This is a genomic window from Sphingobacterium gobiense (genome assembly GCF_002980575.1).
In the GTDB taxonomy this organism is placed as follows: Bacteria; Bacteroidota; Bacteroidia; order Sphingobacteriales; family Sphingobacteriaceae; genus Sphingobacterium; species Sphingobacterium gobiense.
In genome coordinates, this window is record NZ_PVBS01000001.1 from 1 (window position 1) to 23,465 (window position 23,465).

The following is a 23,465-nucleotide window of genomic DNA, read 5'->3' on the forward strand; positions in this document are numbered from 1 at the left end:
ACCTCTTCCCATTCCGAACAGAGCAGTCAAGCCCGCCAGAGCCGATGGTACTGCCGTAAAAGGTGGGAGAGTAGGTCGGTGCCGGTTTTTATACGGAGCCCCTTCAGATTTCTGAAGGGGCTTTTTTGTTACACATCACTCTTTACACTCAATACTTATTGTTACCTTTGCAAGAGATGGCTACGTTACTAGATAGCGGTATAAAACCGTATAATCATTATGGCGCATACTTAAAAGAAAAGTATGACGGGCAAAGAGTGTTTAAGGTTATTGTAGATGGAAATTTTACTTGTCCTAACCGAGATGGTAGTAAAGGCTATGGCGGCTGTACATATTGCAATGTAGACTCTTTCACACCAGATACTGCTCGTAAAATTCCCTCAATGCAAGAACAGGTTGAAAACGGTATTGCAAGAGCACGAAATTCGTACGGGGCGGAGAAGTTTATTATTTATTTTCAGCCGAATACTAACACCTATGCACCTACGCATCTGCTAAAGATGATGTATGACGAGGCTTTGAGTATAGACCCTGAAAATATACTAGGCTTGTCTGTTGGGACACGTCCAGATTGTTTGGATTCCGAAAAAATCGCACTATTGGAGTCTTATACGGATCGTTTTGATGTTGATCTGGAAATGGGGATGGAGTCGATTTATAATGATACATTGGAGCGGATCAATAGAGGCTGCTCCCATGACGAATTTCTTTCCACTATGGACATGCTTCAGAACACGAAATTGGATATATGTGTGCATACAATTTTCGGTTTCCCTTGGGAGACGGAAGAGATGATGCTTCGGTATGCGCATGAAATTAATAGGCACCCTCAAATAAAATTTGTGAAATTACACCACCTCCATATTGTGGAAGGCTCTATTATGGGGGCAAAATATAAACGAGAACCTTTTAAGTTATTCTCTATTGAGGAGTATACAGACTTTCTAGCGAAGTTTATTCCTTTATTGCGTCCTGATATTATCATTCAACGAATTTTTGGCATTGCTGATAAAGAGTTGTTGATTGCACCTAATTGGGGGTACCCAAAATCAAAAATACAAACTCATATTGATAAAGGTTTAGAAAGCCGAGGGGTAAAACAGGGGAGTCGATATATTGAAACTTGCGAATTTTAAAAAGGGCTATAAATAATATAGCCCCGATTTTTTTATTTTTCTAAAATACCTTTTAAATCCGCTGGAGAATAATTAACGGACTTCAATGTTTTGTTGTCACCCTCTCTAAATACGAGAAAGAGGCCGTCGACTTCTTTATAGTACGAATCGACACCTTTGGAAAGATAGTGAGCTTGGGTTGCCTTTGCTTCTTCTTCTGATTTGCAAGCTTTACTCATATTCGAACGTTGTACTTCTTCAAAGAGTGCATTGAACTTGTCTTTTAAGCCAAATTCCAATACAGCGCCTGATAATACATATTGAATATCGCATAGTGCATCCGCTATTTCTACAATATCTTTATTTTCAATGGCTTCTTGTAGTTCCTTTAACTCTTCTGCGATTAAAGCAACCCGTAGGTTACACCGCGCTTCGGAGGGAATGGTTGGTGTATCTAAAATCGGGTGTTGGAAGGTTTTGTGAAATTCTGCTACGGAAGTCAATGTTTTAGGATCTGTCATATTCTAAAGTCAAGTTTTAAATCCAAAATTATGTATGTTCTTGAATTTTATTTAATGAAATGTTTTAACTGAATGAGTTCTTTCTCTTCTAGATATCGCCATCTTCCACGTGGCAAATCTTTTTTTGTTAGATTAGCGTAAACTACTCGGTCCAATTTAACGACTTCATAACCCAACGATTCAAAAATACGTCTCACAACTCTATTTTTTCCAGAGTGAATCTGGATGCCAATTTCGTTCCGGCTTCCGCCTTGTACAAAGCTTATATCGTCGGGCTTGATAAATCCGTCTTCTAATTCAAGGCCAAATTCTATTTTATTAAAATCGCCCTGTGTCAGGTTCTTACTTAGCTCAACATGATATATTTTACTAATGTTGTTTCTGGGGTGGGACAGCTTCTCTGCAAGTGAGCCGTCGTTTGTGAGCAATAAAAGACCAGTGGTGTTTCTATCTAAGCGTCCTACCGGGTAGATTCGTTCTTTTGTCGCTTTTGCTACTAGTTGCATGACGGTTTTGCGCTCCTGCGGGTCGTCGGTGGTTGTGATAAAATCTTTAGGTTTGTTCAGAAGTACATAAACCATTTTCTCCCGTTTTAACCGCTCACCATTATATCTTATTTCATCTTTTGTAGGATCTACTTTAGTCCCTAATTCAGTGACTACTTCCCCGTTTACCGTTACGACTCCTGATTCGATCAGTTCGTCCGCTTTACGACGAGAACATATACCTGCATTAGAGATATAACGATTTAAACGGATTAGGCCGTCGTCTTTCGGATCCGTGACAGCGATTTTCTTTCTAGGGTATGAGGGTCTAAAGCTTTCTTTATTCTTGTATTTATCTTTACTTTCGTCATCAAATCGATTGAACGATTTTTTTCCAGTTTTTTCAAATTTCTTTGGACCACTGTAGCCTCCTTTTTCGTCTTTTTGAAAAGGGCGGTCTGTGTTTCTCTTGATCAGTTTATCAGATTTACTGAAAGAACGACCAGAATCATCCTTTTTGTTTTTCTTTTCAAACTTGCTAAAGGGATTCGATTTTTTGTTGTCTTCTTCTTCAAATTTAGTCTTTCTAAACTCATTTGTTGAAGATGACCGTTGTGAGCGACCATTTTTTGAGCGGAAGCTTTCGGAGTTGCTTCTGCTTTTTTTGGAGTTGTCGTCGCGACTGTTCCGTTTGTTATTGAATGGCATATGTATAAAATTAAGCTACAAAGGTAAGGTTTTTTTATTTAGTTCAGAGAAGAAAAATTACGGTTATTGAATCTGTACTCGTGGTGTAAAGGATGGTTTTACGAACAGCAAAGTGTGGCGCTAGTAAGCGGAATTTTGGAAGATAGGAGAATTCTTCGTACATTTGCAGGCTGAAATTGAACCAAGCTATCTTTGATCGCTTTTAAGTATTGATCTTAATTTCGTGGATAGGTAGCAGTAAGGGATTGAATGATAAAAAAAAGAGTACTGTGTTGTAGTGTAGTTTTGTCTGTAATGATCTTGTCAAAGCTGTACTCCACACCCAATTCAACATCCAAAAAGGACCCAATACGGAAGACTTTGTTGGAACAGGTTGTGAAAAAAAAGAAAGCGATAGCCTTATCGCCAGAGAAACAAAAAGAGGTGTATTACCGCTCTGTAAAGTTTGCGAACAAGCGAGTTCCGCTACATAGACCCTCAGTAGAGAGAAAATTTGAACGGTATCTGACAAATTTCTCTTTCCGCAAGCAACAAACGTATAGCTTGCATAAAAAAGCAGAACAACATTTACCGAAAATAGCAGCGATATTAGCATCGTACGGGATTCCAGAAGATTTTAAATATGTTCCACTTATAGAAAGCGACATGAATCCCCAAATAACTTCCCATAAAGGGGCAGGTGGCTATTGGCAATTTATGCCGGCTACTGCACGCCTCTATGGCTTAAAAGTTAACGGAAGTGTCGATGAACGCAAGGACTTAATTAAATCTACGCACGCTGCAGCTCGTTATCTAAAAAGTCTGTACAAAGAGTTTGGTGACTGGACATTAGTAGCGGCAGCGTACAATGTTGGTGGTGGCAGTTTGAAGAGCTCGATACGTCGTCAAGGTACAAACGATTACTATAACTTAAGGTTGAATAACGAAACTGGCACGTATGTCTATAAATTAGTTTCTATGAAGCAGGTTATAGAAAATCCCCACAAGCATGGATACAAACGTTATGCAGAAATGGCCGATAAATATCAGCATATAAATGAGCAGAATTTGTTATAAATTGTGCGCTACAAGTGATATGTAGAGAAGACTTTCCAATTGTGGAAAGTCTTTTTTTTTGACGTATTTAAAGTGATGAGGATCATTTTTTTCTCAAAGATGTATCATTACAGTGTCATAGAAAAACGGCTACTTTTACCGGCAAATCAACTATTAGAGAGAATATGCAGGTAACGCAATTTAATTATGACAACAGGATTGTCCGAGACTTCGGTGTTGCGACAATTGTTTGGGGCCTAGTGGGGATGTCCATCGGTCTGCTCGTAGCCACACAATTGATCTGGCCGGAGATGAATTTTTTAAACCAGTACACGACATTCGGTAGGGTACGTCCTGTGCATACGAACGCGGTTATCTTTGCATTCGTTGGCAACGCGATTTTTATGGGGGTCTATTATTCTATGCAACGTGTTCTAAAGGCACGGATGTTTAGTGATCTGCTGAGTAAAATTCATTTTTGGGGCTGGCAATTTATAATCGTAGCTTCGGCAGTTACCTTGCTATTGGGTTATACGTCCTCGCACGAATATGCGGAAATGGAATGGCCGATCGATATTGCTATTACCTTAATTTGGGTAGTGTTTGGAATAAATATGTTCGGCACTATTATTAGACGCCGCGAGCGTCACATGTATGTAGCGGTGTGGTTTTATATAGCAACCTTTGTGACGGTTGCTGTATTACATATTGTGAATTCTATTCAACTTCCTGTTAGTTTCTGGAAAAGTTATTATGTGTATGCTGGGGTACAGGATGCTTTGGTTCAATGGTGGTATGGGCATAATGCCGTTGCTTTTTTCTTGACCACACCTTATTTAGGTATGATGTATTACTTTTTGCCCAAGATGGCCAACCGTCCGGTCTACTCTTATAAACTGAGTATCCTTCACTTTTGGTCGCTGATATTTATCTATATATGGGCAGGGCCTCACCACTTATTATATACATCATTACCTTCATGGGTTCAATCGTTAGGGGTTGTGTTCTCCATTATGTTGATAGCTCCAAGCTGGGGCGGGATGATTAATGGACTGCTGACGTTGCGGGGTGCCTGGGATAAAGTGCGTACGGAGCCGATGTTGAAATTTATGGTTGTTGCATTGACCGCTTACGGTATGGCAACCTTTGAAGGTCCGTTGTTATCGTTAAAACAAGTTAACGCTATTGCGCACTTTACTGACTGGATTGTCGCGCACGTACACGTAGGAGCATTAGGTTGGAATGGCTTTTTGACGTTTGCTGTCCTGTATTTTATTATCCCGAAAATTTATAAAACACCATTGTACTCGAAGAAATTAGCGAATGTTCACTTTTGGATCGGTACATTGGGAATTTTATTCTATGCTATCCCGATGTATTGGGCTGCCGTTGTACAAGGCTTGATGTGGAAAGAGTTTACGCCAGAGGGTGTGTTGAAATATCCGAATTTTTTGGCTACCACTTTGGAAATTCTTCCGATGCATATGATGCGTGCTTTAGGTGGTGCGTTGTATCTGACGGGTGCTATTATCATGACGTACAACTTAATTAAGACAATGAAAGCGGGGAAACTGGTTGCCAACGAAGCAGCTGAAGCGCCTGCTTTGGAACCTGTTGTGAAAAGGGAATCTTCGAAACATCGACGTTTGGAACGTAAACCTATTTTATTCATGGTATTGGCTTTGGTTGCTATTCTCATCGGTGGTATTGTGGAAATGATTCCGACGTTTACGATTAGCAGCAATGTGCCGAAAATTGCTTCGGTTCAACCCTATACAGCACTCGAGCTTCAGGGACGTGATCTATATATCCGGGAAGGCTGTGTCAACTGTCATTCGCAAACGGTACGACCTTTCCGTTCAGAGACTGCTCGTTATGGCGAATACAGCAAAGCAGGAGAGTTTGTTTACGATATGCCGTTCCTCTGGGGATCCAAACGTACGGGGCCGGATTTACATCGTCTTGGAGGGAAATATCCTAATAAATGGCATTTTGACCATTTGCTGGATCCAACGATTACTTCTCCTGGAAGTATTATGCCTGCTTATCCATGGCTAATTGAACAGACATTGAACAACAGCCTTTTGGATGCGAAGATGAACGCAATGCGTGTATTGGGTGTGCCTTATTCAGAAGAGGAAATCCAAAATGCGTTAACGGATTTACAAAATCAGGCAAATGAGATTACCGCAGATTTAGTCGCAAATCAAGTGGAAGTTCGATCGGATAGTGAGATCATCGCTATGATCGCATATTTACAGCGTTTAGGCAAAGATATCAAGGCTGAAGTGTCGGAAGCAGCCGACGAGATCGTATTATCAGATAATTAATAGGAGGATTTATGTTTAAGCAAATAACAAATTTAAATGGAGATGAGTTCTATCTAATTGCATCGTTATGGGTCTTTCTGTTATTTTTTGTACTTGTGGCTTGTATGCTATTTTGGATGAAGAAAGATCATATCGACCATATGAAAGATATTCCGTTTGACGATGGGGAGTCAGAAAAAGAGAACGACCAATCATTTCACAAATAGAGATTTATGAATACACTATTATTAACAGTCGAAACCACAACAGAAGCATCCGAATGGGTCTTCGGATGGGGGAATATATACAACGATATCCTTATTATCGCCTTAATCGTCGTCATGATAGCCCTCTTAGCGTCAGCACTGGTGGTGGATAAGGCTATGAAATCTATTATTAACTTGACGATGCCGCATTTGGCGATTGAGCAACAGGCAAAAAAAGTTAATAAGGTGGGGTGGGACGTTATCTGGACTAAGTTGTTGAGCTTGCGACCAATCGAAGAGGAGAAAGATTTAGAGATAGATCACGAATATGATGGTATCAAGGAGTTGGATAATCCCGTTCCGGCGTGGTTTAACGCTCTGTTCTATTCTACGATTACTTTTGGGATAGTTTATTTACTTGTCTATCATGTTTTCGGATGGGGACCTAATCAAGATCAAGAGTATCAACGAGAAATGGCATTAGCGGAAAAGGCGAAGCAAGAATTTTTAGCACAGTCTGCAAATCTAGTCGATGAAAGCACGATAGAGGTCGATGTAACCGGCGCATTGGCCGCATCGGGAAAGGGTATCTATATGGCGAATTGTGCCGTTTGTCATGGAAACGTGGGTGAGGGTGGCATTGGTCCAAACTTGACTGACGAATATTGGCTACATGGTGGTGACATTAAAGATGTTTTCGCGGTTGTGAAATATGGTGTTCCAGAGAAAGGAATGGTGCCTTGGGAACAAACGCTGACACCAGGGCAAATAGCGGAAGTAAGTAATTATATTATCACACTGGCTGGTACGAACCCACCGAATCCGAAAGAACCGCAAGGAGAAAAGGTGACACGGAAAGCCAATGAAGTAACGCCTGATATTTCTGCAGGGCAGGTAGTTGCGGAAAATGAGGTGTAGTATGGGAACAGTGGTAGATGGAAATAGTGCCTGTTCAATTTCAGGGAAAGAAAAGCGCCAATGGATTTACGCCAAAAAGCCCAGTGGCAAGTTGTACAACTACAGACAGTGGGTGGGATATTCGTTACTGCTGTTCCTTTTTGTCACCCCATTCATTAAAATTAATGGCAATCCGTTTCTAATGCTCAATATTATTGAACGAAAATTCTCCATTTTCGGTTCAGTTTTCTACCCACAAGATTTGCATATTTTTGTTTTCGGGATGTTGATTATGATGGTGGGTATCGTTCTTTTTACAGCAGTTTACGGTAGGGTTTGGTGTGGTTGGACATGCCCACAAACCATTTTTATGGAATTGATCTTTCGACGTATAGAATATCTTATTGAGGGTGATTGGATACAACAGCGGAACTTAAATAAGGGACCTGATTCTGATAGCAGAGCTTGGAAAAAGGTATTGAAGCACACGATTTTCTTAGCCATATCTTTTTTTATATCGAACATATTCTTAGCCTATATTATTGGTGCTGATGCACTACTAAATATTATGACCGATCCGGTGGATCAACATATTATCGGCTTTGCGTCCATTATTGTGTTTACCCTTGTTTTTTACGCTGTATTTACTTATGTCCGCGAGATTGTCTGTACAACTTTGTGCCCCTATGGTAGGTTGCAAGGCGTACTACTCGATGAAAAAAGTTTAACGGTAGCTTACGATGTTAATCGCGGAGAACCGAGAGGAAAGCTGAAAAAAAATGATACGGAACAAGGAGACTGTATTGACTGTAAACTTTGTATACATGTATGCCCGACAGGTATTGATATTCGTAATGGTACACAGTTGGAATGTGTGAATTGTACGGCTTGTATCGACGCGTGCGATACCGTTATGGATAAAATAGGGAAACCTAAACGCCTTATCGGTTTTTATTCCATGGATGATCTATCTGAAGAGGGGAAATCAGGTAAGAAAAATAATATGCGCGCTATAGCTTATTCTGCTACATTGGTTGTATTGACTGCTGTATTTGGTTTCTTATTGTTTAGCCGTTCGGAGATAGACGGACGCTTATTGCGTGCAACGGGAAGTTCTTATCAGCTCCGGGAAGACGGTAAGGTGAGTAATTTATATACGTTGGAGCTGCTAAATAAATCCGGAAAAGAAATTCAATTTGAGATTGAAAGTGTTGACGATAGGATTAACGTGCAAATGGTGAACAATATTCATGGTTTGAAAAAGGAGGGAAACGCAAAACTGAGTTTTTTCCTGTTGATGAATAAGGGAGAAATAAAGTACTATAAACAGCATGTCAAGGTGAACATTGTTTCTGATGGAAAAGTAATGGAGACTTTAAAGACAACTTTTATAGCTCCTCCAACTAAAAAATAGTATAAGCATGAACTGGGGATTAAAGATTATATTGGGATTGGGAACGTTCATCATATTTATTGTAAGTGCCGGTATATATATGGTGACAAAGAATAAAGATACACTGGAAGATGAGGACTACTATGAAAAAAGTTTATCCTATGATGAGGTTTATCAACGTAAACAGAACTTATTAGATGATAATGCTCGTCCAACCGTGAACATCAAAAATGATACACTGTATATTGCCTTCAAGCAGGCACGTAATCGCGGGGAGCTTTTTTTTAAACGGCCATCTGATAATATGTTGGATATAGTGATACCCTTTGTAACGGAAAGCCAGCATTATAGATTACCCGTGGGTAGCTTTACTAGGGGAAGTTGGCGGCTGGAAATTTCTTGGCAACAAGATGGAACGCCTTATACTTCTGATCATAATCTATACTTCTAATATGACCTATCACTATTTAGCGTTTTTTATGGGTTTTTTTGGCAGTGTACATTGTGCTGTTATGTGTGGTCCATTGTTGATCGCTATAAACGGCAACATAAGATTGTCATGGAACTTGGTTTTTAATCGGGTGCTTTATCAAATCGGACGCATACTGACCTACGGGATAATAGGTTTTTTTGTGGGATTATTAGGGGGTATGGCTACTATACAAGGATGGCAACAAGGGTTGAGTTGGACGGTAGGAATTGTACTTGTGTCAATCGGTGTGTTTTATCTCTTTGGGAAAAATACACAAGGGTTAATCCATTTTCAAAGAAAGGCAGTTCAACCGTTTACAAAATATATGGGGCGATGGCTTTATAGGCCTGGAGGTTCTCTTGTGGCGGGAATGTTAAATGGTATTTTGCCGTGTGGTATAGTGTATATAGCATTGGCGTCAGCTATGAATGCGGATTCTCTACTGAATAGCTTTCTTTTTATGGTCCTTTTCGGCTTGGGAACATTGCCTTTGCTCTTCCTCTTCTCTTTTGTAGGAAACTTTTCCAAACCCATTTTTAAACGTGGATTTAACCGAGTATTGCCATTTCTTTATTTAGTTATGGGTATTTGGTTCATATTGAGAGGAGCGAACTTAGATATTCCTTATCTAAGTCCACTACTATACATAGATGGCGCCATCAATTGTGCTTAAAACCCAAAGAGCTTTACAAGGGATGCTTCATTCTATTGTCATTTCCTGCCATCCGCCGCCGAGTGCCCGATATAAATCGACATAAGCTTCTAGCTGTTTCTGTCTGATGTCAACCAATGCAAGTTCACTGGAGAGGGCATTGCTTTGGGCCGTGATTACTTCTAGATAAGTTGCATAATCACTCATAAACAAAAGCGAAGCATTTCTAACGGCTAATTCGGAATTTTCCACTCTTCTTCTTGCCAGTGCGATTTGCTCTTTCTGTTTTTCCACCGTAATGACGGCGTTGGATACTTCGTGCACAGCTTCCATGACCGTTTTTTGTAGTTCCAGTTCTGTCATTTCGCGCTCGATCTTTGCAACTTCCCACGCGTTTTTTAATCGTCCGTTTCGAAAGACGGGTGCAGTTATTCCGCCAGCGATACCGCCTAGAAGAGCTCCTGGAATGTTAAACCAGTTTTTTGGCAGCATCGCGTTCACGCCAAATACGCCGCTGAGCGACAGCTGGGGATAGCGCATAATCTGTTGTATATTCATTTCAGCGTTAGCGGCAACGAGTGCATATTCAGCCCGTTTAATGTCGGGTCGGTTCCTGACAATCTCTAGAGGAGCACCTAAAGTGATGCTGTTTTCAGTGTTCATCAGACTGTCTATTTTAAAACCTCTGCTTACAACATTTGGCATCTCGCCTATTAAGACATTTAGTGCGTTTTCTTGCAGCGCAATTTCTTTCTCCAACTCGGGGATCAGTGAAGCAGCGACCAGTCGCTGTGATTCTGTTTGTTGGATGGCTAATGCAGTTATCTCTCCAGCGTCATATTGCAATCGGATCATGCGTAGCGTACTGTCATTAAGTTGTAGGTTGCGTTTGGCAACTTCAATTTGAGCGTCTAGCATGATAAGGTTAAAATACCCTTTGGCAACATCGGCAATCAGACGGGTTTGGATAGCATTTTTTGCCTCATAAGAATCTAAAAAATCTGATTTTAGAATATCTTGCTGATGGGCGATTCGTCCCCATATATCGAGCTCCCAACTAAATTCTAATCCCGTAGCAAATTGCGATTGGTAGTTAAAAAGGTTGTCCGGTGCTTCTTTGTCGCCATACCATCCCGACGATGGATTTCCATAAAAATCCCTCGATCGATATTGTCTATTTACGGTAGCAATATTGCCGTCAATGGAAGGAAGATATTCCAGTTTGTTCTGTTTTAGATTACGATTGGCGATTTCAATATTCTTCAATGCTGTTCGCATATCGTAGTTGTTTACGAGCGCTGTATCAATAAGGGCGATGAGTTGCGGATCATTGAAAAATGCGCGCCAAGAAACCTGTGCAAAGGTAATTGTATCCTGTTGATACGTGAGCGTATCTCCTCGAAAACTCTCGGGCAGATTTAATTCGGGTTGGACGTAACGCTTACCGACTTTGCATGCGGATAAGCTGACCAATACTGCCGTAATATATACCAGTCGTTTCAGTGTCATAGTATTCATACGTTATTCGTCAGAAGATTTAAGTTTCTCCCTTACTTTTTCATCTAGTGTTTTAAAGACCATAAACAAGACAGGGATAATAAATATACCAAATATTACACCGGATAGCATGCCACCTGCAGCACTGAAGCTGATCGAGTGGTTTCCAATAGCGGAGGGGCCAACGGTCCACATCAAAGGGACTAATCCAGCGACAAAAGCAAGTGACGTCATCAGAATAGGACGTAGACGTAATTTCGCGCCCATAACGGCTGCATCGTAAATACTCATGCCTTTGTTACGCTGTTGTATAGCAAACTCAACAATAAGAATCGCATTTTTTGCCAACAAACCAATCAACATAATTAGTCCCACTTGTACATAAATGTTGTTTTGTAACCCCACTATCCAGATGGTGGAGAATACACCAATTAATCCGACGGGAACGGAGAGTAAAACTGCCCATGGAAGAATATAGCTCTCGTATTGGGCAGCTAAAAGGAAGTATATAAAGATGAATGAAAGCCCAAAAATAAGGATGGTTTGTGAGCCTGCCTGACTTTCTTCGTAGGCCATTCCTGTCCATTCATAACCATAGTTGGCGGGTAGTTCGGCAGCGGCAAGCTGCTCGATAGCTGCCATGGCATCGCCTGTACTATATCCGGCACCGGGTGTAGCGTTCACGGTGATCGAGTTATATAAGTTGTAACGCGAAACAGATTCGGGGCCGATAACTTTATTTAGTGTCATCAGTGTTCCTACAGGTACCATTCCTCCGTCCTTATTTCGGACAAAAATTGAGTTGAGTGATTCGGGGTCAGTTCGGAAATCAAAATCAGCTTGCATATATACACGATATGTTCTGCCGAAACGGTTAAAATCTCCACCGTTCACACGGGCGAAATATAACCGGATGGTGGCCATCATTTCGCGAATGTCAACACCGAGACTTTTTGCTTTGACCACATCGATATCAGCTTCAAACTGTGGGAAATTAGATTTAAACGTTGTGTATGCGTTGCCCACTTCTGGGAGTTTGTTAATCTGCCGGATAAAGGTATCGGCAACAAGATCGAAATCGCGAATATCACCGCCCAAACGATCTTGTAATACCAGCTCCAATCCTGCAAATTCGCCAAACCCTTGTACAGTTGGTCGTGGGAATACCGTGAATGTAGCCTCGTCGATTTCCGATAGGTCATTTCGAATAGTGTCCATAAACGCATTTATGGATTTGATGTCTGTACGCTCCTTGTGGGACTTAAGGTTAATATAACCAGCGGCAAATGCAGGACTAACTCCTCCGTCCAAGGCGTTGAAGCCCGATACAGTTGTCATCCCCGCGATATCTTCTCGTTTCTTTAGGATACTGTCGGCCTTGCGCAATACGGCCGTAGTTCTGGATAACGAAGCGCCCGGGGGCATGGCCAACGAGTAGGTTATAAAACTATCGTCCTCTGTAGGAATAAAACTTCTTGGCGTATTCATCAAGAACACGGTACCTATGAGTGTGATGATGGCTAGCCCTAAAAAGGCTAGCTTCTTATGATTCAACAAATACTTTACGCCAGAAAGATATTTGGTTGTAAATCGATCAAAAGTTGTATTAAAGGCCGTGAAGAACCTTGTTTTATATTTTTGAAAGGTATTCAGTTTTTTCTCTTCCTCTATTTTCTGAGGATGTACAGGTTTGAGCAATAGTGCACAAAGAGCCGGGGAGAGGGTTAAAGCATTTACCGCGGATATTAATATCGCCGTTGCAAGTGTATAGGCAAACTGTTGATAGAAAATACCTGCCGGCCCCTTCATAAAACCCACCGGAAGGAATACCGCGGCCATGACCATTGTAATGGATAGAATAGCGCTGGTAATCTCGGACATGGTCTGTATAGTGGCTTCTTTAGCTTTCAAACCTGTCTCATGCATTTTCTGATGTACCGCCTCAACGACAACAATGGCGTCGTCTACCACGATCCCGATAGCGAGAACGAGTGCGAACATGGTGAGTACATTCAAAGAGAAACCAAAAAGGCTTAAAAAGAAAAACGTACCTACAAGCGACACGGGAATAGCAATCGCCGGTATTAATGTGGAACGGAAATCTTGTAAGAAAATGAACACGATAATAAATACCAAAATAAAAGCTTCAAAAAGCGTATGCTTTACTTGGTTGATAGACTCGTCAATTTGATCCCGCACACTATAGGATATTTCATAATGCATTCCTTTTGGAAAGGCGACCGATATTTCCTCTAGTACTTTTCGTACCTCTTGATCGATGGCATGCGCATTGGAGCCACTGGTTTGTGTAATATTGAGGGTCAAGCCCGGATAGCCATTCACTTTGTTATCACTGTTCAAGTTTGTGGCACCGAACTCAATACGTGCAATATCCTTTAAGTATAAAACAGAACCATCGACATTGGTTTTTATAACCATGTTCTCGAACTCTTCAGGTTGTGAAAAGCGTCCCTTATGCCGGATGACTGTTTCGAATACTTCATCGGTGGCTTCTCCGAATTTGCCTGGCGCCATCTCGAAGTTCTGATCATTTAAAGCTTTTGTGACATCTTGAGGTACTAAATTGTACAACGCCAGTTTTTCAGGATTCAGCCAGACACGCATCGAGTAATCCCGCGCACCGATCCTCGCCACTTGAGCTACGCCATCTACCCGTAAAAGGGGACGAATCATATTGATTTGAGCATAGGCCTGCAAAAAAGTTTCATCGTAAATGGAATCTTTATGATCAGAGTAGAGGTTTATTGTCATAATAGCACCACTCTGTCTCGGCTGCACAATTATTCCATTTTCATTGACTTCTGTAGGAATAGTGGAGATAGCTCTGGAAATACGGGTCTGTACATTAACCGACGCAATGTCGGGATTCGTGCCTGTTTTGAAGAATACTTGTATACTACCCGAGCCCGAGTTTGTTGCCGTTGATCGGATGTATGTCATATCTTCAACACCATTGATTGCTTCTTCAACGGGCAACAATACACTCTCTGCGACTGTTTCAGAGTTTGCTCCCGGATAGCTTAAGGATACCACTACGCTGGGAGGAGCGATTTCAGGAAATCTACTGACGGGAAGTATTACCATTCCCACCAGGCCTAAGATCACTAAAATAAGGGACACCACGGTGGCTAACACCGGTCTGTTTATGAATGTTTTTAACATTTGAACAATACTTTAAAAATCAATCTGGTAAGGGGACAGAAGATGAAAACATCCGCAATTATTGTGAGATAGGTGTTACCACAGAGCCGTCCGTGATTTTATCAATTCCGGAAAGCAAGACCCGATCTCCAATGTTTAAGCCAGAGACAATATAATTATCTTTACTGGTGCCCTCTATTTTAATTGAACGGCGCTCGACTCGGTTGTTGTCATCTAAGGTATACACAAATGTTCTATCTTGTAAAGAGCTGGTTGCGACTTGCGGAATTTGGATTACGCCTTTTTTAGTCTCTGATATTTTTAGTGTACCTGTACTACCGTTTCTTAAGATATTGTCTTCGTTTGGAAAAGAAGCTCTTAAAGAGATTGCCCCGGTTGTTCTATCGACTTGGCCGTCGATAGCGTCTACAATACCTTTTTCATCGTAGGTTTCACCATCTGCAAGTATTAAGGTAGCGTCAGGAAATACTAATCTATGTTTGCTGTTTTTGATGCCTAAAATGCTATCCTCCCGCGCCTTTAGTTTTGAAAAATATAAGAAGTCTGACTCATTCACCGAAAAATAGACATATACTTCCTGTACATCGGACAACACAGTCATTGGCTCGCTGTCGCCTTTCGTTACGAGGTTTCCGATTCTCTTCGGGATCCGACCGATATAACCACTAACCGGTGCTTTCAAAATAGTAAACTCTTTGCTAATTTCTGCATTTCGTACTTCGGCAGCTGCTTGGTCGAGCGAAGCTTTCGCCACGTCGTAATCCGACATTACCTTCCGTAGTCTGACTTCAGATATGACATCGTTGTCTACCAACGGTTTTAGACGCTCTACCTCCAATTTCGCATTTTCCAGTCTTGCTTTGGCGACATTCTGATTGGCGACAGCGTTGTTGAGTCCTTCCTGATATACGGAGGCATCTATTTTAAATAAATTTTGTCCTTTCTCTACGTATTGTCCCTCGTCTACGTATATCTCTTGCAAAATACCTTCCACTTGTGGGCGGATTTCTACATTTACCTTGCCCTCAATTGTTCCAAGATAATTTTTTACTGTTACCGCGCTACTGGTGTCCACCATGTGTACAGGCAACGCAATAGGTTTATTTGTTGTTTCTTCCGATTTTCCGGTGTTACAATTTGAAAAAAAAGCTGTAATAGCCACAGCCATTAACGTGTATGCGATTTGTTTTAACTTTGGATTTCTGTTGCTCATTTTTAACATTATATCTTAATATAATCTACGTGTTTATTGTAACGGTTTGGTTACAGAGTGTGCAATTATAACGTTTTTTATATAGAATAGTTGTTCCTTTAACAATTCTTAACGTAAACTAACTGTTCGTTTAATTCACATAAAAGCCCTATTTTTATTGGACGTTGGTCGACATATGGAATTTACACAAGAACTGCTCCATTTTTTAAAACAATGGTATTGGATACCGATTGTTTTTCTGTATTTGGGTGTGCTCAGCACTATTTTAATTGAGAACAGAAATCCTACAAAAACTTTATCGTGGATTCTGGTCATTATTTTTTTACCGGTTATCGGGCTGTTAATTTATTATTTTTTCGGACAGAAATTTAATAAAGTTAGACGGCTGAAACGAGTGAACGACGCACAAATGATACGCTTGGAGAAGGAATGGGAACGTTTGGAACCTTATATGGAACAGAATATTGCCCGTATTAACGAGCGAATAGGTACGCTTTCTAGGGTGTTTACGTTTTTAAAAAACGAACGTGTTTCGTCACCGACAACAGAAAACAGCGTAAAATTGCTTATTAACGGCGAAGAAAAGTTTCCCGACTTTCTGAAATCCTTACGGGGCGCCTGTCATTCTATTCACTTAGAATACTATATTTTCGAAATGGGTACGATTGGTAGAGAGGTTCTGCATATTTTGGAAGAAAAAGCCAAAGAAGGTGTTTTCGTGCGCGTCCTAGTGGACAGTATCGGCTCGCCGGCTTTCATAAAATATCTGGCAAAACGTAAGGATTGGGGGGGTGAATTTAGAGGTTTCCTGCCAGTGACTTTTACTTCATTGGGGAGCAGCAATTATCGAAACCACCGTAAAATAGCTATCATTGATGGGAAGATAGGATACATAGGAGGAATCAACATTTCAGATAGATATATCAATACCCCAACAAATAATAATCCCCTTTTTTGGCGTGATACATCTTTAAAGATAGAAGGACCGGCTGTTAACATGCTCCAGATTGGCTTTTGGAACTCGTGGAATTTAGCGGATGGCAGACCTTTTCAACTGAGTGATGGATATCTGCTCCACCAGATGCCGGACACAGAAAGAAAAGGAAGAGCGGCGGTTTCCTTTGTTGAAAGTGATCCTGGGTCACTAGGGCCTTTTAATATGGAGGCTATTCTCGTGGGATTGGGAGAGGCAGATAACAAAATTCAGCTTGTGACACCGTATTATGTGCCAAGCGATGAATTGTCAACCGCGTTAAAGGTGGCCGCAGCTTCGGGCTTGGAAGTTGAATTGATGTTGCCAGAGAAATCGGACTCTTATATCGTGCAACATGCTAGTCTTTCATTTATTAAGCCTCTGTTGGAACGGGGTGTAAAGGTCTATTTTTATAAGAAAGGCTTTATCCATGCAAAAACAATCAATATCGACGGAAAGCTTTCTTATATAGGTACAGTCAATTTAGATACACGTAGTTTTTATATCAATTACGAAATAGCGGCAGTTGTTTCTGATGATGCTGTTTGTAGGCAATTGGAAGAACAATTTGAGCGCGATAAAGAAGATTGTGAGCTTATGACTTTGGCCGAATGGAAAAAGCGGAATGTATGGAAACGAGGCCTTGATTCTGTATGCCGCTTGCTTGCTCCGCTATTATAAGGTGTTAAACCTAGGTCAAAAATAATCGATTTCACAAAAAAATGGATATATTTATCTCCGCGAAAAAACTGTGTATTTAATGAAGAAGCTTTTTATTTTCTTAGTTGTTATCTTTCTATCCTTCGGATCCAGAAGTGGACTGGCTCAGGAATTACCCGCTATACCCATCAATACGGTGGTGGAACGAGTTCAAAAATATTTTGGAGTCTACCCGGTCGAAAAGGTGCATTTACATTTTGATAAACCGTATTATGCTGTAGGGGATACCTTGTGGTTCAAGACCTATTTGCAGCATAATTTATTTGAATATAGTCCTAGTAAGATTGTTTATGTAGAAATGCTAACAAGTAAGGACTCATTAATACAGACTTTGCGCGTACCGCTTGAGGACAATAGTGGAAAGGGACAGTTAGTGTTGGATCCACAGTTCATTGCACAAGATAATTATCGGTTTCGAGCCTACACGAGATGGATGGCGAATTTTGACAATGCTTACTTCTATAATAAGATTGTGCCCATTGGTGACGCTATTAATAAAAAATTGGGAGCTGAAATTACGTATACGCCTGATGGCGACAATAAGACAAAAGCCACGATACAGTTCAGGAATAGAGAAGGCAACTTGTTGGGTAGGCGAAAACTCACGTGGGAGGCGATCGATGGTTGGGATCCGTTTAGCAAGGGAAAGGGTGAGACAGACGATATGGGACGTGTAACTATTAATCTTACTATCAAGGATAAAGAATATCTAAAAAACGGAAGGCTTAATGTGAAGATTGAGGGGGACAAAGTGGCCCCTGACCTGATGGGCAGCTATTCTTTGCAAAACGCGCTGTGGGATGCGGACGTCCAATTTTTTCCGGAGGGTGGTGATCTTCTCGCTGGAATTCCCAAAAAATTAGCATTCAAAGCTGTTAGTTCTACAGGCAAGGGATTAAAAATACAAGGTAAGATTATCGACAGTAAGAAGAAAGAAGTAGCAACGTTCAATGACGTTACATTCGGCATGGGAGCGATTGACTTCACACCGGTTGCAGGGGAAAGTTATAAAGCGACAGTATCTTTTGAGAACGGCGAGCAACGGACATATGATCTCCCTGTAGTCAAAGAGGCAGGAATGAACGTCGTTTTGCATAGCGAAGATGATGCTTCACTGCAGATGGGGCTGGTTGCGAATGACGCCTTTTATGAAAAAAATGCAAATCAGCCGTTTTACGTATTAGGGCAATCAAACGGACATTTGGTATACGCTGCACAAGCGACCTTGAAAAACTCTTCCATTTTAATTAGTATACCGAAGGATAAACTTCCAAATGGTATCGTGCAACTGTCGATTATGCAACCTAGTGGAAAATTGTTGAGCGAACGTTTGGTGTTTAACCAGTCTCAACCGTTATTGGACATCGGTGTCAAAACAGATAAAACGACGTACGCAAAGAAAGAAGGAGTAAAGCTAGTACTTCATGTTCCCATTACGGACTCACTGAAGAGCAATTATTCGGTAGCGGTGATTGATGATACAAAGGTGCCTTATAACGATGATCAAGAGTTAGGGATTCTGAGTAACTACTTGTTAACATCGGATCTTCAGGGGTATGTCGAGCAGCCGAATTATTACTTTAATGAAAAAAATGAAAATAGAAAGGAAGCTTTAAATGCGTTGTTAATGACACAGGGGTTCAGAAGATTTTCGTACGATGATTTAATCGCAGAAAAGCTTCCCCAGGTTCAATTTATGCCTGAGCAGGGGATTACGCTTTCGGGGATATTACGATTGAATACGGGACGTCCTCAGCCTAATGGAGGGCTTTTATTGTCGATTCCGTCAAGAAGCATACGGAAGGATACTTACACAGACAATCAAGGTAGATTTGCGTTCGAAAATTTAGTATTCCCTGATTCGTCCAAAGTAACCATAAATGCTCGGGGCAATGATAATTTTAGAAACTTAGTTATCAATATGGATCAGACCTTTTTTCCGGGGATAGATCGAGGAAATCCTTATGCGAGTGACAACGTGCAAAATATTGACCAAGAAATGAAAGCTTACTTGAATAATAGTAAGAACGAATACCGAACCTCTATTTTGATAGATGAAGTTGAGGTTACGGGTGTCCAACGGAAGATGGTAACCAGTAAGGAGTTCTCATCTCTATCCGGACTTTCGATGCCAGAACATCGTGTCGAAGGGGAACGCCTTTCAGGTTGTAATGTGCTGACCATGTGCTTAACAACGATGTTAACCGGAATCACATATGATAACCAGACGTTGAAATATTATATTACTCGAAATTATAATCAGGGAAGCCGAATACCCGTCCAGTTCTTTATGGACGGTATGCCTATCGACGAGCAAGCGCTAAACTCTATCATTCCGTCAGACATTGAAGCTATCGAAATATTTTTACGGGATGAATTGGGAACAGTAAGCCGCACTTACCAAAATGATGGGGTTGTTTCGATTATGACGAAGAAGAAAGAGCAAAGTAAACAACCACGGATGTCGCTTTCGGAAATTGAAAGTATGTTGCCCAAGACAAACGTCATTGACATGATGCCACTTGGCTATGTCAAAGAAAGGCAGTTTTATTCGCCCAAATACGATACGCCCGATAGTAAAAACACAAACGATTACCGGACGACCATTTATTGGAATCCGGAAGTGGTTTTGGATAGCGAAGGTAACGCTACGCTGGATTTCTACAATGGTGATGGCAACGGTAGGTATAAAGTGGTTGTAGAAGGTCAAAATGAAGTGGGTGCTGCCGGACGGACGGTGTATTATTACAACGTGAAATAAAAATTTGCTTTCGACAACGTAGAAGCATAAGAGGCAACGGAATAGTCCGTTGCCTCTTATGCAATAATGACTTGTATCCCCGCTTCTTCTAATGCATTGATATATTCTTTTGGAACTTTATTGTCTGTGATGACGTAGTCCACGTCTTCAATGTTACAGATTTTACCTATTCCTCGTTTCCCAAATTTCGTGCTGTCCGCGACAATCGCGACAATCTGAGAGGTATTGATCATTTTTTGGTTAATATTTGCCTCAGTGAGATTACTTATAGAAAAACCGAAATTCAGATCGATACCATCTACCCCGATGAAGATCAGCGCGCTTGATAAGGACTCTAGTATATATTCCGCATAAGAGCCCGCGACGGACGAAGAATTTTTGCGAATAACACCACCAAGCTGTAATACCTCGATATTAGGACGATCACATAACTCTAAGCTCACCTTTATGGCTGGCGTTATAACCGTTAAAGGTGTCGTGGGATGGAGATGTTGTGTTATGCTATAGGCTGTTGTTCCTGAGCCAATTATGATAGAGTCGTTTGAGCCAATAAGTTTAACGGCAGCGCGCGCTATGTTGTTTTTCTGCTCTGCGTTAATCGTTGCCTTCTCTTGAATTGGTCTGTCGCTTGAGTATGGATTGTGGACGGATGCACCACCCCTGGTGATATAAAGCAACCCCTTCTCCTCTAAGACTTTTAAATCTTTACGAATAGTTACTCCTGATACGTCGGTGAGTTCCGTCAATTCATTAATAGTTGCACGACCGTGCGTATTAATATGATTTATGATAAAACCATGTCTGTCTGTAATATTTTTCATGTCCATCGCTGTGCTCCTTTAAAAGTCGACCTTATCACGTATGATCCTTGTTAAGGTCAAAAATAATATTTTGCGTGTGAAATTAAATAAAATGTTAATTTTTTAATATGTTTAAGTTAAAAATGGTTTTATTTTAATTTTATTTTGTTTAATAATGTTTTATTTAGTTATATTTGACTTTGTATTTACAAAATACAGTTATAAATCTTCTTTTGATGACACAGAACCAAAATCTACTAAACAAAGCAGGGCTGCCGAGACATCTGGCGTGGGGTTATTTAGGTGTTTTAATTTTCATGATGGGGGATGGTGTAGAGCAGGGTTGGTTAAGCCCTTACCTCATCGAGCATGGGATGAATATTCAGCAATCCGCCTCTTTATTTACTGTATACGGTATTACTATTGCTATTTCATCTTGGTTTTCGGGCGTTTTGGCGGAAAGTTATGGGCCGCGTAAAGCGATGCTGATGGGCCTACTTCTTTATATTATTGGGACCATCGGCTTTGTTGGTATCGGGATGGCAAAACTGGATTACGGAGCGATGTTGTTTTTCTATGCTATTCGTGGCTTTGGTTATCCGCTATTTGCCTACTCGTTTATGGTGTGGGTTACCTATCGTACTCCCCAAAATATGTTGGGAAGAGCGGTTGGTTGGTTTTGGTTTGTTTTTACCGGCGGATTGAATGTACTTGGTGCTTACTATTCCAGCTGGGCAATAGGGCGTTTAGGGTATGAAAACACCTTGTGGAGCTCTATATTTTGGGTTTTGGTAGGTGCGTTTTTCGCCTTAGTTCTCAATAAGGATAAATTTGAAACAAAAGCTTCCAAAGGATCGAAATGGAAAGAATTGGCCAATGGATTTACTATTGTGAAAAGGGAACCTAAGGTGTTGTTAGGTGGGATTGTGCGCGTAATTAATACAACAGCGCAGTTTGCGTTTCCCGTATTTCTTCCTATGTATATGGCAGATCATGGCTTTGCAACAAAAGAATGGCTGCAAATATGGGGAACCATTTTTACAGGCAACATCATCTTTAATTTGATTTTTGGCTTCGTGGGTGACCGGATGGGTTGGCAAAACACGATTATGTGGTTTGGCGGCGTTGGTTGTGCCATTACAACCGTTTTATTCTATTATTCGCCGGTATGGTTTGACGGTAGCTATTGGGCAGTTATGGCAGCCGGCGTGGCTTGGGGAGCATTACTAGCGGGTTATGTGCCTTTATCAGCTTTAGTGCCTTCCTTGGTCAAGGAGGATAAAGGCGCTGCGATGGCTATTTTGAATTTAGGTGCTGGACTGCCTGTATTTGTAGGGCCGGCGCTGGTTGGTGTTTTGATTGGTACGATAGGTAGTGCAGGGGTTATTTGGGTATTGGCGGGGCTTTATGTGTTGAGCGCTATCCTGACCAGGTTTATCACCGTAGATAAAACAGCGGAATGGAAAAAAGTAAAGGAAATAGTATAAGAAGAATATAAGATTAGCAGAGAATGATGAAAGTATTACTAACGGCGCCTTATGAGAACGAGAAAGCGTTGCGAGAATTAGAAGGATTATTTGATGAGGTCATCTATAGGTCCTGGAAACCTCACGGACGGGCGTATAATCCGACAGAGTTGAAAGCGTTATTGGAAGAAACGGAAGCAGATGCGTTAATAACCGAACATGATGAAATTACAGCAGATGTGTTGCGCGCTAATCCACATTTAAAATTTGTGGGAATTTGCCGGGGCACGCCCTCTAATATTGACTTGGCCGTTGCTACCGAGTTGGGGATTCCGGTGTTCCATACACCTGCAAGAAATGCGCAAGCTGTAGCCGAAATGTTTATTGCTAATGTGATTGCTCTCATGCGAAATACGTTACCTGCAATTGATTGGCTAGAAGGTAAGAATTGGGGTGAAGGCGCGCATACCTCCTATCTCCAATTTAAAGGGAATGAATTGGCCGGGAAAAAAGTAGGGATGGTTGGATTTGGAGCAGTTGGACAATTTACAGCGCGGATGTTATCGAGTTTTCCAGCAGAGATTCTATATTATGATCCCTATTACGAGGATGCTAATCCTGCATATAAGAAAGTAGCGTTGGAAGAGTTGTTTTCGGTGTGTGATGTGGTGGGAATCCATTTGCCCGTGACGACAGAGACTAACGGTATGATTGATAAAAAATATCTTTCCTTATTGAAAAAAGATGCCATTTTCGTGAACACGGCTCGTGCTACTGTGGTAAATCGGGAAGACCTTTTGGAGTTGTTGGAAACAGAACGAATTCGAGGTGCTGTTTTGGATGTGTTCTACCAGGAGCCGCCAGATGAGATAGATTATAAAATGATTCATCACAAAAATGTGTTGGCGACACCGCATATTGCTGGAGCGACCCACGAGGTGGAGGATCATCATGCTTTTATTATGAACAACAACCTACGGGCATTTTTTCATGAAGGTAATAAAACGATCAAACAGCTTGTAAATAAAGCGGTTTTGGAAAAACAAACTTTAAACTGAT

18 protein-coding genes and 1 rRNA gene are annotated in these 23,465 nt (G+C 41.1%); 13 read left to right on the forward strand and 6 right to left on the reverse strand.

Features of this window, described 5'->3' with window-relative positions; all coding sequences use genetic code 11:
- Positions 1–87 (forward strand): 5S ribosomal RNA (gene rrf, locus C5749_RS00005); the annotation flags it as partial.
- A gap of 89 nt (positions 88–176) precedes the next feature.
- Positions 177–1,136, forward strand: a complete 960-nt coding sequence (gene mnmL, locus C5749_RS00010; protein ID WP_105725038.1) for a tRNA modification radical SAM protein MnmL/YtqA — start codon at positions 177–179, stop codon at positions 1,134–1,136.
- A gap of 32 nt (positions 1,137–1,168) precedes the next feature.
- On the opposite strand, the gene C5749_RS00015 is transcribed toward mnmL, so the two are convergent.
- Together C5749_RS00015 and C5749_RS00020 are read right to left on the reverse strand one after the other, a co-directional pair.
- Positions 1,169–1,636, reverse strand: a complete 468-nt coding sequence (locus tag C5749_RS00015; RefSeq protein WP_105721865.1) for a pyrophosphohydrolase domain-containing protein — start codon at positions 1,634–1,636, stop codon at positions 1,169–1,171.
- Positions 1,637–1,683: 47 nt separating this feature from the next.
- Positions 1,684–2,829 (reverse strand): pseudouridine synthase, encoded by a 1,146-nt coding sequence (locus tag C5749_RS00020; RefSeq protein WP_105721867.1) that lies wholly within the window; start codon positions 2,827–2,829, stop codon positions 1,684–1,686.
- 375 nt (positions 2,830–3,204) lie between these two features.
- On the opposite strand from C5749_RS00020, the gene C5749_RS00025 reads away from it, so the two are divergent.
- The 7 genes from C5749_RS00025 (at position 3,205) to C5749_RS00055 (ending at position 9,814) form a co-directional block, all read left to right on the forward strand.
- The gene (locus tag C5749_RS00025; RefSeq protein WP_245893563.1) at positions 3,205–3,885 is read left to right on the forward strand and encodes a lytic transglycosylase domain-containing protein; all 681 of its coding nucleotides are present in this window, start codon (positions 3,205–3,207) and stop codon (positions 3,883–3,885) included.
- Between the two features lie 164 nt (positions 3,886–4,049).
- Positions 4,050–6,194, forward strand: a complete 2,145-nt coding sequence (gene ccoN / locus C5749_RS00030) for a cytochrome-c oxidase, cbb3-type subunit I (RefSeq protein ID WP_105721870.1) — start codon at positions 4,050–4,052, stop codon at positions 6,192–6,194.
- An 11-nt stretch (positions 6,195–6,205) separates the two neighbouring features.
- On the forward strand, positions 6,206–6,400 hold the full coding sequence (locus C5749_RS00035; protein ID WP_105721872.1) for a hypothetical protein: 195 nt from the start codon (positions 6,206–6,208) through the stop codon (positions 6,398–6,400).
- Between the two features lie 6 nt (positions 6,401–6,406).
- Positions 6,407–7,297 (forward strand): cbb3-type cytochrome c oxidase N-terminal domain-containing protein, encoded by an 891-nt coding sequence (locus tag C5749_RS00040; RefSeq protein ID WP_105721874.1) that lies wholly within the window; start codon positions 6,407–6,409, stop codon positions 7,295–7,297.
- Between the two features lies 1 nt (position 7,298).
- A complete protein-coding gene (gene ccoG / locus C5749_RS00045; protein ID WP_105721876.1) occupies positions 7,299–8,690 on the forward strand; it encodes a cytochrome c oxidase accessory protein CcoG in 1,392 nt (463 codons plus the stop codon).
- 7 nt (positions 8,691–8,697) lie between these two features.
- Positions 8,698–9,120 carry a FixH family protein gene (locus tag C5749_RS00050; RefSeq protein WP_105721877.1) on the forward strand — a complete coding sequence of 141 codons (423 nt, stop codon included), beginning with the start codon at positions 8,698–8,700 and terminating at the stop codon, positions 9,118–9,120.
- Entirely contained in the window at positions 9,080–9,814 is a 735-nt protein-coding gene (locus C5749_RS00055; protein WP_245893564.1) for a sulfite exporter TauE/SafE family protein, read from the forward strand. The genes C5749_RS00050 and C5749_RS00055 overlap by 41 nt, the downstream gene beginning before the upstream one ends.
- Positions 9,815–9,841: 27 nt before the next feature.
- Here the strand turns inward: C5749_RS00055 and C5749_RS00060 are convergent, their stop codons facing one another.
- The 3 genes from C5749_RS00060 to C5749_RS00070 are packed head-to-tail and all read right to left on the reverse strand — an operon-like array spanning position 9,842 to position 15,686.
- Positions 9,842–11,311 (reverse strand): efflux transporter outer membrane subunit, encoded by a 1,470-nt coding sequence (locus tag C5749_RS00060; RefSeq protein ID WP_105721881.1) that lies wholly within the window; start codon positions 11,309–11,311, stop codon positions 9,842–9,844.
- 3 nt (positions 11,312–11,314) lie between these two features.
- Positions 11,315–14,473 carry an efflux RND transporter permease subunit gene (locus tag C5749_RS00065; protein ID WP_105721883.1) on the reverse strand — a complete coding sequence of 1,053 codons (3,159 nt, stop codon included), beginning with the start codon at positions 14,471–14,473 and terminating at the stop codon, positions 11,315–11,317.
- Positions 14,474–14,531: 58 nt separating this feature from the next.
- A complete protein-coding gene (locus tag C5749_RS00070) occupies positions 14,532–15,686 on the reverse strand; it encodes an efflux RND transporter periplasmic adaptor subunit (protein WP_105721885.1) in 1,155 nt (384 codons plus the stop codon).
- Between the two features lie 175 nt (positions 15,687–15,861).
- Here C5749_RS00070 and cls point away from each other — a divergent pair, with 175 nt between their 5' ends.
- Together cls and C5749_RS00080 are read left to right on the forward strand one after the other, a co-directional pair.
- Positions 15,862–17,340, forward strand: coding sequence for a cardiolipin synthase (gene cls, locus C5749_RS00075; RefSeq protein ID WP_105721887.1), 1,479 nt, complete (start codon positions 15,862–15,864; stop codon positions 17,338–17,340).
- Between the two features lie 79 nt (positions 17,341–17,419).
- Complete coding sequence (locus C5749_RS00080) at positions 17,420–20,140, forward strand: carboxypeptidase-like regulatory domain-containing protein (protein ID WP_105721889.1); 2,721 nt, start codon at positions 17,420–17,422, stop codon at positions 20,138–20,140.
- 56 nt (positions 20,141–20,196) lie between these two features.
- Here C5749_RS00080 and C5749_RS00085 read toward each other — a convergent pair whose 3' ends face one another.
- On the reverse strand, positions 20,197–20,961 hold the full coding sequence (locus C5749_RS00085; RefSeq protein ID WP_105721890.1) for a DeoR/GlpR family DNA-binding transcription regulator: 765 nt from the start codon (positions 20,959–20,961) through the stop codon (positions 20,197–20,199).
- A 215-nt stretch (positions 20,962–21,176) separates the two neighbouring features.
- Here C5749_RS00085 and C5749_RS00090 point away from each other — a divergent pair, with 215 nt between their 5' ends.
- Together C5749_RS00090 and C5749_RS00095 are read left to right on the forward strand one after the other, a co-directional pair.
- Positions 21,177–22,427, forward strand: coding sequence for an MFS transporter (locus C5749_RS00090; RefSeq protein WP_105721892.1), 1,251 nt, complete (start codon positions 21,177–21,179; stop codon positions 22,425–22,427).
- 23 nt (positions 22,428–22,450) lie between these two features.
- Entirely contained in the window at positions 22,451–23,464 is a 1,014-nt protein-coding gene (locus C5749_RS00095; protein ID WP_245893565.1) for an NAD(P)-dependent oxidoreductase, read from the forward strand.
- Position 23,465 lies beyond the last annotated feature (1 nt).